The organism is Halobacillus halophilus DSM 2266 (assembly GCF_000284515.1).
Classification (GTDB): Bacteria; Bacillota; Bacilli; order Bacillales; family Halobacillaceae; genus Halobacillus; species Halobacillus halophilus.
The window spans coordinates 1,141,644-1,157,839 of record NC_017668.1 but is presented as its reverse complement, the minus strand read 5'-3'; the positions used below and the strand labels follow the sequence as shown (position 1 = coordinate 1,157,839).

Sequence of the window (16,196 nt, the reverse complement as noted above, 5' to 3'; positions counted from 1 at the left end):
TTATTTTGGTAACGCTGAGCCGTCTTTATACGAAACATCACATATGTGCAGTTTCGTATAAAGACGGCTCTATGTAACAAAAAAAGAGCTGACCTTAAGACAGGACAGCTCTTTAGCTTATCTAAATTTACGAACGTACCATTTCAGTGCTTCATTTAATGAACTGTCGAATAATTTCTCTCGCCAGTATAAATCTGCGGTCTGAGTAACTACATTATTTTTTGCCGGGTAAGGATGAATGATATTGGATATCGCTTGAAATTTCTTATTCAGCGCCTGAACAGTACCAATTTCCTGCATCCATTCCCCCGCTCCTTCGCCTATAGCATGAGCTCCGACAATTCGGCCTCGATTTGTTGTTAAAACTTTAACCAGCCCGTCAGTATGACGCTCAGCCATAAAGCGATCATTATCGGCAAGTTTTGTCTTAAACGTCAAGAGTTTTTCACCGTACTGCTCTTTTGCTTCCTCTTCAGTAAGCCCGAGATGATAAATCTCTGGGCCTGTATATACTACCCAGGGCACTTTTTCATAAGATGCTTTTCTGGATAAGCCAAATACAGCATTGGAAACAGCAATTTTCCCTTCCATACCCGCAACATGAGTGAACGGCATGGAACCATTACAGTCTCCAACCGCGTAAATATGACGCTGAGTCGTTCGCATTGCAGCATCCACAGCAATCGAACCATTGGAAGTTTCAACACCAGCCTGTTCTAGACCGAGTCCATCTATATTCGCTTTTCGTCCCGTCGCTACTAATAACTTTTCAACGTTTAGCGAATTTGCGGATCCTTCCTTCGTATAATGAATTTTCACGCCTTCATTCGTAGATTCAAGACGCTCCACCTTTGCCCCGGTTATGACATTCATTTCCTCGGATAACAACCCTTCAGCCAGTTCAGTAATTTCCTTATCTTCTTTAGCTAAAATCTGTTGCCCACCTTCAACGACCGTAACATCTACACCTAAACGGGACATCGCCTGAGCGAGCTCAGAGCCAATGATACCTCCTCCGATCACACCGAGTGAAGTCGGCCTTTTCCGCAAAGAAAAAATAGATTCGTTTGTAAGGTAATCGATACTGTCTATGCCTTCAATCGGGGGTACCACAGGTGACGAACCGGTAGCAATAACAAAACGTTTCGCTGAAATGGTTTCTTCTCCAACTTGCAAAGTATGCTCGTCTATGAACTGGGCTTCTGCTTCATAAATATCAATTCCAAGCTTGATGAATCGATCTTTGGAGTCGTGGTTCTGTACATCTTTCACGGCATCCGCTACTCGTTCCATCGCACCTGTGAACAAGCGGTCATAGTCCGATTCAGAGAAGTCGGAATATAGTCCAGCCTGATGGACTTCCCTGGCTGCTTCTATCATGGCCTTAGAAGGCATGCAGCCATAATGCAGACAGTCCCCTCCAAGCTCACTCTTTCTTTCAATAAGAGCAACGGACGCTCCAAAACTTGCTGCCCCAGCAGCCACAGTCAGACCGCCTGAACCTCCGCCTATAACGGCGATTTGATAATCATAACTCATGAGCGGGCCTCCTTCTCCACATATCCATAATAAGCATCAGCGAATGCTTTCATACGTTTTCGGTTTACTCCCATATCAGAATAACCCGTGCGAGAAGCTGAGCGGAAATGCACCTGCTGACTTGAGTCATCTAAGTAAAACTCTACATCATCCTTGAATCGTAAAAGCTTTGTAACCACAAGAGCGTGAATGTAATGTTCTTCCTCAATTTCTACTTTGGTTCTCTCCATTTCCTGCAAGACTTTCTTCAGTGTTTCTTTCGTTGAATTCAAATCTCCATGAAACGGTAAAGGTTCCATCTGTTTATCTGATTGATCAGTTTGAGTTGAGACGCAGTTCGGAGAATTAGGACATTCAGCTAATCGTCCGTCCTTAACTCCAAGATATTGTTTTCCCATGCTATAAACCACTCCTTTTCTTTACACTACCTCTATATTCACGTTTAATCCAATAAAAAAACACCCTAGACTCTCTAGGATGCTTTTTCACCTGCGTTTTTATGTTCTTTAGTCTTTTGCTCTTTCTGATATTCCAACGATTTCTTCTCTCTTTTTTCTTTTGATTGACTAGGATTTGGTTTTGGCTTGTCTTTCTTGTTATCTTTCGAAGACGTTTTATCCGATTTATCCTTCGATTGACCTGAATTGGATTTCGGCTTGTCCTTCTTTTTATCTTCTGAAGAAGCTTTATCCGGTTTTTCCTTCGATTGGCCTGGATTCGATTTCGCCTTTTCATTCTTCTTATCTTCTGAAGACCCTTTATCCGGTTTGTCCTTCGATTGACCAGGACTTGAGTTCGGCTTGTCTTTCTTCTTTTCTTCCGAAGACGCTTTGTCCGGCTTCTCTTCCGATTGACCTGGATTCGATTTCCCCTTTTCATTCTTCTTATCTTCTGAGGACCCTTTATCCGGTTTTTCCTTCGATTGACCTGGATTCGATTTCCCCTTTTCATTCTTCTTATCTTCTGAGGATCCTTTATCCGGTTTTTCCTTCGATTGACCAGGACTTGATTTCGGCTTGTCCTCCTTCTTATCTTTTGAGGACTGCTTATCAGGCTTTTCCTTTGATTGAGAATTTGATTGCGGCTCGTCTTTTTTCTTTTCTTCCGAAGACTCATCTTCTGAGTAAACCTTGTGATCCACCTTCTCAGGTTTATCCTTTTTCAAGTTTGAAGAAGGAGGGGTGTCGGTATCCCTATTCTTTTTATTAGTTGATCCGCGTTGATCTCCCGAAGAACTCTGTGGAGAATCAGAAGAATGATTAACATTCTTGTTCTCTTTGGAGTTAACCGATTTTTTATCGGTAGGTTCTTCTATATGCACTTCGATGTTTTTTAAACTTGAAGAGCTGTTATTCTCACTGGATTCACGTTTTGGTGATTCTTCAAAAAAAGATCGAATCATTTCTTTTTCTTCGGACATTAACTCTATGGAATTCGCACCTTTTATATCTGACTGTTTTTTGCTCAATTGCTTGGCTACCCACTCATTGACGGATTGGTTCGCTTCGAGCGCTTGTTCACGAAGGGATGCTGGGAGATTATATGCTGCCACTGATAAATCCTTTGCCCGATCCGAAAGTTCATGTTCCATCCGTTTGGCCAAGCTCGCTGTTGGATTAGTTTTTAAATAACTAATACCAATCAGAACTTGTTTCTGTTGATTCATCCAACCATTTTCCTGGCTGATGTTAATCATTTCAAACGCTACTTCTGAAACATCTTTTTTCTTCCAATCTGTTAGCATATCCATTAATTTCTCAGCATCCTCATTACGAGGGGTAATCTGTATGACTTGCAGTTTTTCATTTAATTTTAATTCCAGACTTGGATTAATATCTATATTTACATATGCATAAGCCTGACTGCTTCCATATTTTATATAAAATGGCAGGCAGGCTAGAACCAGTACCAAAGCCATGATGCCTGCTTTCCATGGAACTATGTTGGATAACCATCCCACTGGGCGAAGGTGTTTGCTGTTTGAGATCGCCTGAAAATGGACTTCCATGCCGACTTCGGCTTCATGGAGGCGAAGCGCACGGTGAAAGTTTCCATCATGTGTCATCACAATGGTATATCCTTTTTTTTGCTCCATGACAATGCCTTTTCTCACACCCCCACCCCTTTCAGGTAGTCGTTGAGATATATATAATCTCCGTCAAAGATGAGAACTAAGGCAATAATGAATTTTCGGTTTCGTTCAAGCGTTTTCTTACTCACATCCACTTCACGTACCAGTTCTTTCATAGGAAGGCGCCCTTTATAAAGGACTTGCTCTCTAAGCTCCTTATGGTGATAAACGATTCGTGCCGTTTGAACAGCTGAATCTCGTGCATCCTTATGCTTGGGTGAAGCATCCACTAAATCTTCAAGAGACAAGTTATACTTCTTTAACTGCTCTTTGAATTCGTGAATTTCTTCACGTCTATACCATGCCTCTTTTTCCATTTGATGGCGTTCTCTCGCTGCTGCCACCTCAGAAGGATTCTCCATTTGCTCTTCCTCATGATTGAGTTCATCGAGAGAAACAGCCAGGGGATATTTTCTCTCATTACGGATATGATCAATTACTTTCCGTTTGATTACGAGACGGGCAAAAGAAAGAAAGGAACTTCCTTTATCACAGGAATACGCTTGGATGGCTTCATTAAACGCCGATAAACCAATGCTGAATTCATCGTCTTTGCCGGGATCTATATATCTTTTACATACTTCAGAAACACTTTTGGCAATAAAAGGTTGATACTGTTTGAGGATTTCGTTTCTAGCTTCCTCATCCCCCTGTTTAACGGATTCAATCTGTGCATCAAGGGAGGTGTCTTTTTTGCGCAATAGACGTTTGATCAACCTTCACCACCTCCAGCCTTTAATAGTTTCGAATTCAAAACAGAGTTTTTGGGTGTTTTATATAAAAATATTTCAATTGTGTTACAAAACAGGATCAACCAATATTGCCAAAAGCCGTTTATTTGTACGCCATCCAAACCTGTATTTTAAAGATATGTTATTAACCATGACTATTGTACTGAATATAGGGGCATGGGTCTACCACATCAGGTTTACATTTTATTAAATCTACATTTCAAAAAATATAACGAATGGACTATACACACTAGGGCTTTCAATCTAAAATGAATTAAAATGTATACCAATGCGTCTAAATTCCTATGATAATAAACACAATTTGTCAGGTTTACATATAGCTGCAGTAGGTTAAACCTGTTGTGTAGAGCGCAAATAAAAAGGAGGATTCAACGAATGAAAGCCGTATTATTAAATTGCAGTTTAGAAAAAGGCACAAAAGAAACAGATACCGAAAAACTCCTCCATGAATCCGCTCAAATATTTCAACGGGAAGAAATTGATGTGGAACGAATCCACTTAAGGGATTTCCATATTAACTTTGGAATTACGGACCAGTTAGACAATGAAGATGATTGGCCTTTTGTTTTCGAAAAGATACTGGGAGCCGACATTTTGCTTTTGGCTACACCGATCGCCATGGGGGATAAGAGCAGTCTGGCTTCTTTGATCTTGGAAAGACTTCAGGGATACCATCAACTGAAAAATCGAAAGGGGCAAGGAATTTTCTATAATAAAGTTGGAGGAGCTATCGTCGCAGATGGTGGAGACGGAGGCGCTCGGTTGGCAGCTCAATCCATCCACTACCGCCTCTCTATGCTCGGATATACTTTGCCGCCTCATGCCAGTGCCATCTGTAATGAAAAGCTGGAAAACCCCGCCCAAAGCGATTGGGATTGCATTGAAGAAGAAGTCGTAAGAATGACGTACAACGTTATCCATTTTGCTGAACTGCTTCATTTCAATCCAATTCCTGTTATCGGAAATAAAGTAGATGACAAAAAAGTGCCGCCAAAAGTCTAATCTTTGGCAGCACTTTTTTCATAATAATAATCAATCGGGACAGCAAGCCCCACTCTTCCTTCTACATCATCATGTAATGTAGCAAAAACCACCGCAATGACTTCTCCGGATTCATTAATGACGGGACTTCCCGAGTTTCCTTTGTAAATCGGGGCATCCAGCATGAGTACAGGCTGATTCCAATCACTCAGATTCTTGTATCCAATCACTGATCCCTGATTTGCAATCCCAGTAAACCGTAGAGGATTTCCAATGAAGTAAACATGATCGTTTTCTTCAAAGACCGTTTCATCAGCCAAATTTAAGTGGGGAAAGTCTTCACCATCTGCTTTCAGTACAGCTAAATCTACTTCAGGATACTGCTCCACAACCTCTGCTTGAAACAAGCCCTGTTCAGGAAAAGCTACGGAAATACGTTTTTCATCCTCAATTACATGATGGTTCGTAAGAATGGTTCCGTCTTCCTTAATGGCAAACCCTGTTCCTTTGCTTTGCCCTGCTTCAACCACTACAACCGATTGTTTATATTCCTTCACCTGCTCGTCAGATGAGAGTTTGGCAGAGGTCATTAGAAAATCTACGGCCGGGATGGAAAACGTATTGGGCAGTACAGCTACAATATTTGTGACCATCATGATAGCAATCAACCAGAAGATCCACTTTGGAAAAGGACGCCGGCTTTTTAATTCTTCTTTTTTTAAACGTTCTCTTTCGTACGCCTTTTGTCTTTCTTCTTGAACCAGTTCATATAACTCTTCATCGTCTATTTCTTCGTACAAATCTTCATCTATAATATCATGCTTATCATCTTCGCGATCATTCACGAGCGGTCCCCCTTAAGACAGGAGAATTGAAACTACATGGCACTGACTTTTGATGACCCTTGCTGCATACGGTACATTTGGAAGTATTGACCTCCAAGAGCGACCAGTTCTTCATGCGTTCCCTGCTCCACCATTGTACCATGATTTAATACAAATATTTGATCTGCCTGCTGAATTGTCGATAGACGATGCGCAATAACCAGTGTGGTTCGCCCTTCCTTTAAAACTTCTAAAGCTTTCTGGATCATTTGCTCGGTTTCTGTGTCAATATTCGCAGTAGCCTCATCCAGGATTAGAATTGCAGGGTCAAAAGCCAATGCTCTGGCAAAGGAAATCAGTTGTCTTTCACCCATAGAAAGGGAACCGCCCTTTTCCTTTACCTGAGCATCATATTGCTCGGGAAGCTTCTCAATAAAGCGATCCGCTCCAACCGCTTTTAACGATTCTATAGCCATTTCCCGGGAAATACGGTCATCGTTCATCGTTACATTCGACAAAATAGTCCCTGTAAAGATGAACGGGTCCTGCAGAACTATTCCCATATGACTTCGGACTTGTTGACGTGACCATTCTGTCGTTGGGTGACTATCAATGGTCACTTGACCTATTTGAGGATCATAGAACCGAAATAGCAAGTTCATAATGGAGCTTTTACCAGAACCTGTGTGGCCGACGAAAGCAGCCGTCTGACCTGGCTCTACTTGAAAATTAATATCCTTTAATATGAAATTATCATCTTCATAGGCAAACGACACGTGATTAAAAGCGATTTGGCCGCGATATCGTGCTGCTTCACTACTGTTTCTTTCTTCCCCTTCCTCTTCCAGCAACTCAAATACCCGGCTGGCGGCTACACGGGCCTCTTCCAATTGAGGAAGCTGGTTTACGAGGTCCGTCACAGGCTGGAAAAGTCGGTTTAGATAGTCGACAAAAGCGTATAGCACTCCCACAGTAACGATTCCTTCAGCTCCAAAAGACTGGGAGCCAAAGTACCACAGAAAGCCTACGAAAGCGATATTTCGCAGAACATTAACAAGATTAAATGAAGTGAGCGCACTTAATCGAACCAGTTTCCTCTGATAACTGAAGTGACGTTCATTTAAACTCTCGAACTCATCCGAAGTCTGCTTTTCCTGCCTGAATGCTTGAATAATGGACATTCCTTGAATAGCTTCATTAATATTGCCATTCATATCGCTTACCGTAGATCGCACGACTGTATTGTACTTACCGCCAAAGTACTTATACATCCTCATCCATCCATAAATAATTGGAACCAGCAACAGACACATAAGGGCTAACTTGACATCTAATAAAAACAGAGCTACATAAATCCCCAGCATATAGAAAAAGCTAGTAACAAAAGTAGCCAGTACTTTTACATACAGCTCTCGAATCGACTCGGTATCATTTGTCACTCTCGCTACAATTTTACCAGCCGGCTGATTGATAAAATACCGTACGGGAAGCTTCTGAATATGCGTGAATAAATCATCCCTCATCTTACGAATAATCCGATTGGACGATCGTTGGAGCAGAAAGGTATGAGTGAACTGGAAAAAGGCCGCAATAAATAGCAATCCAACATAAATGCCCAGCAGCCAGTAAATAGACGGAATTTCCGGTCTAAAGAAACGGTAGAGCTGTTGCAGCGATAATGACTGTGCATCAGCCGTGTATGTTTTATTAGCCGTCTCTATTCGTATCCTATTATCCTCAATGGATCGATTGCCGCTAGCCGGGACTTCCTCTGGAATGAAGTAGTACGAGCGTCCTACTTGTAAAATCGTTGCCGTTCCACTAATTTCTTCTCCCTCTTCCAGACGGTCATCGCGCTTGTAAAGGCGCTCTTCGTAACGAACCGTATAATCATCAGCTGACTTCACCTGATGCCACTGATCTTCTATCCCCACGATATGTTCGTCGATCAAACGTTTAGCTATGAATGGGCCCGTGAGTTCAAGAGCTACAGCTATAACGAGACATATCAGACCAATGAGAATGTTCTTTTTGAAATGTAACGCATATCGGAACAATTTTCGTTCGGTCGTGGAATGTTTTCCTTTCATTCCTCCACCTCCCCTTCTAACTGCTGGCGTTCATATTGGATTTGGTACCAGCCTCCCTGTTTAATCAGCTGTTCATGTGTTCCTTCTTCTGCGATGCGCCCTTCCTCCAGAACAATAATATGGTCTGCATGGGTTACGGCAGACAAACGATGAGCAGCAATCAGCGTAGTTTTACCTTGTCTTTCCTTCCGTAAATGCTCAATAATATTAGCCTCTGTTTTTCCATCTACCGCAGACATGGCATCATCAAGAATTAAAATCTCGGGATTCATGATGAATGCGCGGGCAATGGAGACTCTCTGCTTCTGACCGCCGGAAAGAGTGACGCCGCTTTCTCCGACCTTTGTATCCAGTCCGCCTGGCAGGTTTTTGATATCCTCCAGAAAGTATGCCAGTTTTAATACCCGGTAGATCTCCTCATCCGTCGCCCCTGCCTTACCGAATTGAATGTTTTCACGAACCGTTTTCGAAAACAGAACCTGATCCTGAGGCACGTAACCAATCCAGGAGCGTGTAGTACCAAGATCAAGTAAGTGAATATCTGTTCCATTGATCAAAAGCTCTCCTTCAAGCCCTGGATATTCTCTAAGCAGCTGACGGAAAAAGGTGGTCTTTCCCGCTCCTGTTTTGCCTACAATACCGATTGTCTGACCTCGTTCGATCGCTACACTCACGTTTTTTAATCTTTCAGCTTCCGATTGAGGGTACTGAAAGCTTACCTCTTTAAATACAATTTGCTCCGGCCTGTTCACGTTCCTAGGGTTGGAAGGATTCATTATTTCCGGTTGATAATCAAGCGTCTCATTGACACGGTCCAGGGAAGCATTTCCTCGCTGCAGGACATTAATTAATTCTCCGACCGCAAACATGGGCCAGATTAACATCCCGAGATAAACGTTGAAGGAAACCAGCTCTCCAAGCGTCATAACATTTTGAAACACAAGGGCAGCTCCATACCCAAGTCCGATCGTATAGGAAAGACCTACAAGGATTTGTATAGTAGGTTCAAACAGAGCCTCAATTTTTGCCACTTCCACATTTTTGTCATACACTTCTTCTGTCATCTGCTGAAAACGGTGGTCTTCATTTCGTTCTTGGACAAAAGCCCGGATCACCCGAACACCCCGCACCGATTCCAGCACATTGTTATTCATCTCTCCAAAAGCCGTCTGAGCTTCCGTAAAGCGTTCATGAATGACTTTTCCATATTTGTTCATCGCGACAGCCATAATGGGCAGTGGAAGAAGCGCAGCCAATGTAAGCTTCCAGCTGATGGTAAATCCCATCATAGCAATGATCATAAACATAAAGACGGTAGAATCAATTAAGGTCAAAATCCCAAAACCGGCGGTCATCGTGAGCGCTTTTAAATCGTTTGTAGCTCTTGCCATTAAGTCTCCGGTCCGGTTTTTACCGAAAAAAGCAGGAGTCATTCTCAAAAAGTGATTCATCAGCCTTGTGCGCATGGTTCTTTCCATAATCATCGCCCCGCTGAAGAGCGTATAGTCCCATAAATAGGATAATAAGTAACTCGCAACAATGATCCCGCCATAGAACAGGATAATTTCTCCTAACCGTTCCGGGGTAAGTGTGTTGAATTGAATTTCATCAATCGCCATTCCTACCAGCTTTGGAGGAATAAGATCAATCGCACTAACAACGATCAGCGCTAAAATAGCAAACGAATATCGTTTCCAATAGGTTTTAAAAAACCATCGCAATTTTACGAGTACACTAAACATATCTGACACGTCCCTTCATTCTTTCCTGGCTAGCCACTTTCTTTCCAATCTTCGTTCCATTCTTTTCTGATCACAGTGGTCTCCATTTCATAAGTACCTCCTTGAATTCTTTTATTTATGTTAAACAGGCGCTGTTCACCTGTACAACAACAAAAAAGCATACGCCGGCTACGACGTATGCTTAACATACACATACTGAATAGGGCACGCATTTGCGCAGCCTATTAATTGATCATTTTGCGAAAAAAGCGACGTTCAACAAACGTCCCTGTCGGCCACGACAAGTATGAAATTTGTAATTTGCTGTGCATATACGTTTTCCATCGTCGCGACCTCCTTTAGTGTAAATGATTATTAATTATATAATTTTCAAAAAATTAATTCAATGGTCTAATTGAAAAGTTTTGTAAAAATATTTAAAATCCCGCTGTCATCGGAGATTAATATCCTTTCCTAAAAGCAGAACCAGCGCAAGAGCTGCCACAATGACAAAGACAAACACAATAGACAAAGGGCGTGATACGTTTGCCCTTTTTACGGCTTCCCAGCGGACAGGTCGTATGCCGCTGATCGAAAAAATGGTAACTGCCGCAAGTAAAATCGACATTATATTGACCACAACAAGCAAAAAAGCTCCATACGCATTCATATAAGATCCATTTCCGAAAGACATACCAAGAGCAACACTGGGCGGCAGCAAAGCAACAGCTACCATCACCCCGACAAGATTCCCTGAGAGGCGGTTCAGGAAGGCAAGCGCTCCTGCAGCTCCGGATGCCACCCCGAGAAAAATATCCACGATTGTAACTTTAGTCCGATCCAAGTACTGATCCGTGCCCATGCCCATATCCGTGAAATACCCAAAAAGCACCGAGACGATCAACACAATCGCTACCCCATAGATAGAGGTCACCACGGATTTCCAAAGCAGCTTATAATCTCCCAATATAGATGAAAACGCAATAGCGATGACGGGACCGATCATAGGAGCGATCACCATCGCCCCAATAACGACTGCCTCGCTGTCCTTCAGAAATCCAACCGTCGCTACAATAGCGGACAGGATGATCATAAGGGAGTAATTCATATTAATCTGACTGTTTTTTTCAACATAATTCAACAGTTCATGACGACTGGCTCTTAATAGAAGTGCCTGTTCTTTCTCAGACTCCTCATCTTCCTTTGCTTCTTTCGATTCTTTATGGAGGGTGTCTTTCGATAAATATGTTTGAACCGGGATAAGCATGGTCTCAAAACCTTCTACTACGTTCGATACCTCTTCCAAATAATCAAGAATTTCTTCTACTCCGCTCGTTTTAACGAGAATCCGGACAAGAGTCCGCTCCTCGGACTCACTGGAAACCCAAAACGATTGATGGTCGTATTCCTTAAGCTTATCGTGTATAGAATCAAAATGATGGTCCGGTATATAAACTTCTATTAATTGGAGATTCATACGCTGCCTCCCTTCCATACCGTAAACTGCAATTTGTTAATAATGTGCCCCTTTTTCCGCATACTAATTACACGTTACTAAAGGAGGGATGACAATGGAGCATTCGACACTTCCGTTACAGTTGGATAACTACCTGGAGACTTTAAAACAGCGATTTAATGAGAGCCCTGACCTTGTTCAAAAAGTTTTCCATATAAAAGGGCAGGAAGTCGTGATTCATTTTATTTCCTATCAAATTAAGAAAGACCGCCTGGAAAGAGAACTGCTCGATTCCCTGACGAAGTCTGAAAAGCCTTGGTCGGTTCATGATCTTCAAAATAACATTCCTCTTGCTTCTTCCCAGACCATTTCCTCAATCGAAAAGATTGCGGAGCATATTATTCACGGAAATGTTGTCGTCTATCTTCCAGGCGATAAACAAGCCGTAGCTTTTCTGCTTCCTCAGCAGCAAACGCGCGCGCTTGATCGTGCGGAAAATGAATCTCTGGTGTTCGGCCCGCAACTCGCGTTTACAGAGTCTCTTGTTACCAACTTAAATGTCATTCGCTGGCGTCTGGACACGGATGATTTAGTTGTTGAAAAACTTATTGTGGGGGATCGGATTAAAAGTGAAGTAAGAGTTGTTTATCTTAAATCACTCGCCAATGAAGAAAACGTGGATACCATGCGTCAAAGAATTACAGACTTAAAGGTAGCAGAAGTAGAAGATACTAGTGTACTAGGGCAATTAATTGAAGATTCCTCAAGCTCTATCTTTCCACAGCTTATTAATACCGAGCTTCCCGATCGCTTCTGCAACTCAATCTCCAAGGGCCGCGTGGGTGTGCTTGTGGATAAAAGTCCAACTGCTCTTATTGGTCCAATGACGCTGTTTAGTTTTTTTGAATCTACCGAAGATTTATATATGCGCTGGAATATGGGCACCTTCATAAGGCTCTTACGATTTATCGCTATGGCTCTTTCCATCATTCTTACACCTATGTATGTAGCTGCCCTCACCTACCATTATGAAATCATTCCCGCTTCTCTGCTTGTGTCACTCGGGCAGTCGCGCGCCATGGTACCGTTTCCACCTGTTCTCGAGGCTCTTCTGCTGGAAATGCTGATTGAGCTGTTACGCGAAGCCGGAGCCCGTCTCCCGACAAAAGTCGGTCAGACCATGGGTATTGTGGGGGGGATTGTTTTAGGGCAGGCGGCAGTTAAAGCCGGATTTACCAGTAACATTCTGATCATTATCATTGCGCTCAGCGCACTTGCTTCTTTTACAGCTCCAAGTTATTTAATGGGAACAGCGATACGGATCATTCGTTTTCCCATGATTATTCTTGCTGGTGCCTGGGGATTGATAGGTATCACGTTTGCTCTAAGCTTTATCCTCATCCACTTATTAAAACAAAAGTCGCTTGGGAGACCTTATCTTGCTCCTATATATCCGTTCCAATGGAAGGACATTAATGATTCTCTTATAAGGCTTCCTTTTCAAAAAAATAATGCCCGCCCCCTGAATGTCATGCCTAAAGATATGGAACGCTTTGACCACCACAGGGCAGCTGAGAAAAAAGATGTGGATCCTTCATGAATACCAATTTAATTATTAAGCCAGATAAAGCCGTAGAAGCCTTTTATCTTTTTTTCATCGTGCATACGCTACAAATTGGCGCAGGGCTTATGGGAGTCCCTCGTGTAATTTTTACAGAATCGGGAGCTGATTCATGGATTGCTATTTTATTAGCTGGTATTTACCTCCATTTTGTAGCCTGGATTATGATCTTAATTTTAAGAAAGTATGACAATGCGGACATTATTGGGATTCAGTGCGATGTATTTGGCAGATGGCTGGGGAGAACATTAGGAATCGTGTACGTTATCTATCTTTTTTTTATCCTTTTAACCGTCATTAAGAATTATATAGAGGTCGTTCAAGTGTTTATTTTTCCGGAGATTCCTTTATGGCTTATGAGCGGATTCTTACTTTCTCTTATGATTTATGCCGTTATTGGCGGATTCCGAGTAGTCGTGGGGACGAGCTTTATCTTTTTCCTGTTAACTATATGGATGGTGCTTACTCTCGCACAACCCATTAGTTATATGGATTGGGACCATTTTACGCCGATTCTTCACACGGGTGCATATGACCTTTTGAAAGGGGCTTATAAAACGGCCTATTCTGTACTGGGACTGGAGATTTTATTTTTCGTTTATCCTTATATTAAAAATAAACAGAACATTGCGCTGCCGGTTCATGCCGGTTTAGCGTTAACCACCTTTTTAATATTGCTGGTAACCGTTGTGTCCATCGGTTACTTCAGCCCTGAACAGCTTAAAGAAACCGTCTGGGCCACCCTTTCCTTATTTAAGATTATCAGCTACCCGATCGTAGAGCGGTTCGATTTTATCGCCATTGCTTTATGGATGATGGTGATTATCCCTAATATAGTATTGTTCTGCTGGGCTTTGATCCAATCGTTAAAACGTCTGTTTCAATTGCCCGAGAAACCAAGTTTATATGGCGTTGCTCTTTTATTGTTTGGGGCTTCCATTCTGGTTGAATACCGCGTACACATTGATCAGTTAACCGACTGGACCTCCACCCTGGGGTTCTGGCTGGTATTTGTTTATCCGGTGATTCTCTATCCACTCGTGCTCATTAGAAAAAGATTCAGGAAGGAAAATTCAATATGATGATTGGGAAGAGAATAACGCTGATCGTCTTTCTCGCTTTTATATGCAGCGGCTGTATCCCAAAAAGTTATATTGAGCAGTTAGGTATTATTACCGCTGTAGGATATGACTTGGCTGGAGAGGACTCTTTAAGAGGGACGATGGTTATGTATCAATTCGATCCATCTACTACGAGTGCTTCACAGGTCGTAACCAGTGAAGCAACTACCTCGAAAGGACTCCGGTTTGAAGCGAACAGAATGACAAGCCATCGATTAGTATCTGGTCAAGTCAGGCTGGAACTTTTTCAGGATCAGTTGGCAGCCAGGGGAATGACTAGATATATGGATACATTGGAAAGAGATGCTAAAGTATCCGATATGGGTCTGTTAGGGGTGAGCGAGGTACCAACGGCTGATTTGTTGAAGCTGAATGACTCCAAAGAAAGTTCAAATTCAGGAGAATATATTAAGAAAATGATTGAAAAAAGCGTAGATAATGATGTACTGCCGGATGCAACGATCCGAACCTTCATGCATGATTATCGCGATACGGGGATCGATCCCACACTCCCGATGCTGTCTATTAAAGAAGAAAAATCAATCATCAGCGGCCTGGCTCTCTTCCAGGACGACCGTTACACAGCCAAACTTTCACCACAGGAAACTTTCTATTTGCTGCTATTAAAAGACGAATATAAAGACGGACAATTTCAATTGCAGCTTCCTGACGAAGCATTAAAAGAGTTCCATAAAGATACGCCCGGCCCCTCTGAGGAAGGTCCGCTTCACGTTTCTCTCCATGAGATTGACAGTGGATTGAACATTCAGCCTAAACAAGGAAACCCAACTGAGCAGAATGTAAAAGTTACTATGGAAGCACGGTTATTGGAAATTACAAAAGATGTGGATTTAAAGAATGAAAAGGCGATTAATAAACTGGAAAAAGAAATAGAGAAAAAAGTAAAATCAGATCTTGAACAATTCATGAATATATTAAAAGAAAATCAAGTTGATCCTGTTGGTTTTGGAAAGGTCTACAATTCCAAAAATCGTGAAAACCGCGTAACGAATGAAAACTGGCGACAGCAAATCCCCAATCTTAATGTATCATTTAATGTAAAAATGAAGCTTCTCCGCCACGGTACAGTTGAATAAAAAAACCTGGACAAAATGTCCAGGTTTAACCGAAATAATCAAATTCATCCGGATGTTTTCCAATTCGTTCGCCCGTGTGAAGAGCACTAACCTTTTCCATATCCTCATTCGTTAAAGAAAAGTCAAACAAGTCAGCATTTTGTTCTTGACGATCCTTGTTGGAAGACTTAGGGATAATAATGATTCCAAGCTGCCAGTGCCAGCGAAGAATGATCTGAGCTGCCGTTTTATCGTAACGTGCAGCAAGCTCCTGAAGCACGGGTTCATCAAAATAATTTCCACGTGCCAGCGGAGACCATGCTTCCACATGGATGTCACGGTCCTGACAGTATCTCAGCAGATTTTCCTGATAGAGACGAGGGTGGAACTCGACTTGGTCCACTACAGGCTTCACTTGAGCTTCGTCCATAAGTTCCTCTAAGTGATGCTCCATAAAGTTACAAACACCGATCGCCTTCACGCGTCCTTCACGATACAGTTTCTCCATTGCTTTCCATGTCTCTGTAAATTTCCCTGGAACCGGCCAATGAATTAAGTAGAGATCTAAGTACTCCAGGCCAAGACGTTCTAAACTGCGTTCAAAAGCATTCAGCGTCTCCTCATAGCCTTGTTCATCATTCCACACTTTTGTGGTGATGAATAATTCTTCTCTTGGTACACCGCTCTCACGGATTCCTCTACCCAGGCCGGATTCATTCCCATAAAAAGAAGCGGTATCCAGATGTCTGTACCCTAAATCCAGGGCTGATTGAACTGCCCGTACCACTTCCTGCTCTTCCTCCATTTTATATACGCCCAGGCCAAGCTTTGGCATGGGCACCCCATTGTTCAATGTTACCGTTTCCGTTAAACTCACTGAATTC

The 16,196-nt window shown here is 42.3% G+C and carries 13 protein-coding genes; 4 read left to right on the top strand and 9 right to left on the bottom strand.

Features of this window, described 5'->3' with window-relative positions:
* Positions 1-117 precede the first annotated feature (117 nt).
* From HBHAL_RS05690 to sigI, 4 genes are all read right to left on the bottom strand, one after another.
* Positions 118-1,539 (bottom strand): dihydrolipoyl dehydrogenase family protein, encoded by a 1,422-nt coding sequence (locus HBHAL_RS05690; protein ID WP_014642390.1) that lies wholly within the window; start codon positions 1,537-1,539, stop codon positions 118-120.
* The gene (locus HBHAL_RS05685) at positions 1,536-1,937 is read right to left on the bottom strand and encodes a DUF1499 domain-containing protein (RefSeq protein ID WP_014642389.1); all 402 of its coding nucleotides are present in this window, start codon (positions 1,935-1,937) and stop codon (positions 1,536-1,538) included. The genes HBHAL_RS05690 and HBHAL_RS05685 overlap by 4 nt, the downstream gene beginning before the upstream one ends.
* Positions 1,938-2,011: 74 nt before the next feature.
* Positions 2,012-3,652: an anti-sigma factor domain-containing protein gene (locus HBHAL_RS05680; protein ID WP_014642388.1), complete on the bottom strand. Its 1,641-nt coding sequence runs from the start codon at positions 3,650-3,652 to the stop codon at positions 2,012-2,014.
* Positions 3,649-4,386, bottom strand: coding sequence for an RNA polymerase sigma-I factor (sigI, locus tag HBHAL_RS05675; RefSeq protein WP_014642387.1), 738 nt, complete (start codon positions 4,384-4,386; stop codon positions 3,649-3,651). The genes HBHAL_RS05680 and sigI overlap by 4 nt, the downstream gene beginning before the upstream one ends.
* Before the next feature lie 411 nt (positions 4,387-4,797).
* Between sigI and HBHAL_RS05670 the strand changes: the two genes are divergently transcribed.
* Positions 4,798-5,424, top strand: a complete 627-nt coding sequence (locus HBHAL_RS05670; protein WP_014642386.1) for a flavodoxin family protein — start codon at positions 4,798-4,800, stop codon at positions 5,422-5,424.
* Here the strand turns inward: HBHAL_RS05670 and HBHAL_RS05665 are convergent.
* The 4 genes from HBHAL_RS05665 to HBHAL_RS05650 all read right to left on the bottom strand — a co-directional run bounded on the left by HBHAL_RS05665 (position 5,421) and on the right by HBHAL_RS05650 (position 11,515).
* Positions 5,421-6,248 carry a S1C family serine protease gene (locus HBHAL_RS05665; RefSeq protein ID WP_014642385.1) on the bottom strand — a complete coding sequence of 276 codons (828 nt, stop codon included), beginning with the start codon at positions 6,246-6,248 and terminating at the stop codon, positions 5,421-5,423. The two genes, HBHAL_RS05670 and HBHAL_RS05665, sit on opposite strands and share 4 nt — an antisense overlap.
* A 32-nt stretch (positions 6,249-6,280) precedes the next feature.
* Positions 6,281-8,317 (bottom strand): ABC transporter ATP-binding protein, encoded by a 2,037-nt coding sequence (locus tag HBHAL_RS05660; protein WP_014642384.1) that lies wholly within the window; start codon positions 8,315-8,317, stop codon positions 6,281-6,283.
* Positions 8,314-10,059 carry an ABC transporter ATP-binding protein gene (locus tag HBHAL_RS05655; protein WP_014642383.1) on the bottom strand — a complete coding sequence of 582 codons (1,746 nt, stop codon included), beginning with the start codon at positions 10,057-10,059 and terminating at the stop codon, positions 8,314-8,316. The genes HBHAL_RS05660 and HBHAL_RS05655 overlap by 4 nt, the downstream gene beginning before the upstream one ends.
* Positions 10,060-10,489: 430 nt before the next feature.
* A complete protein-coding gene (locus HBHAL_RS05650; RefSeq protein ID WP_014642382.1) occupies positions 10,490-11,515 on the bottom strand; it encodes a TIGR00341 family protein in 1,026 nt (341 codons plus the stop codon).
* Between the two features lie 94 nt (positions 11,516-11,609).
* On the opposite strand from HBHAL_RS05650, the gene HBHAL_RS05645 reads away from it, so the two are divergent.
* Genes HBHAL_RS05645 through HBHAL_RS05635 form a run of 3 tightly spaced genes read left to right on the top strand, consistent with a single transcriptional unit; the run spans position 11,610 to position 15,333 of the window.
* Positions 11,610-13,094 carry a spore germination protein gene (locus tag HBHAL_RS05645; RefSeq protein WP_014642381.1) on the top strand — a complete coding sequence of 495 codons (1,485 nt, stop codon included), beginning with the start codon at positions 11,610-11,612 and terminating at the stop codon, positions 13,092-13,094.
* Positions 13,091-14,197: a GerAB/ArcD/ProY family transporter gene (locus HBHAL_RS05640; protein ID WP_014642380.1), complete on the top strand. Its 1,107-nt coding sequence runs from the start codon at positions 13,091-13,093 to the stop codon at positions 14,195-14,197. The genes HBHAL_RS05645 and HBHAL_RS05640 overlap by 4 nt, the downstream gene beginning before the upstream one ends.
* Positions 14,194-15,333, top strand: coding sequence for a Ger(x)C family spore germination protein (locus tag HBHAL_RS05635; RefSeq protein WP_014642379.1), 1,140 nt, complete (start codon positions 14,194-14,196; stop codon positions 15,331-15,333). Before HBHAL_RS05640 ends, HBHAL_RS05635 begins: the two co-directional genes overlap by 4 nt.
* Positions 15,334-15,358: 25 nt before the next feature.
* Here the strand turns inward: HBHAL_RS05635 and HBHAL_RS05630 are convergent, their stop codons facing one another.
* Positions 15,359-16,189, bottom strand: coding sequence for an aldo/keto reductase (locus HBHAL_RS05630; RefSeq protein WP_014642378.1), 831 nt, complete (start codon positions 16,187-16,189; stop codon positions 15,359-15,361).
* Positions 16,190-16,196 lie beyond the last annotated feature (7 nt).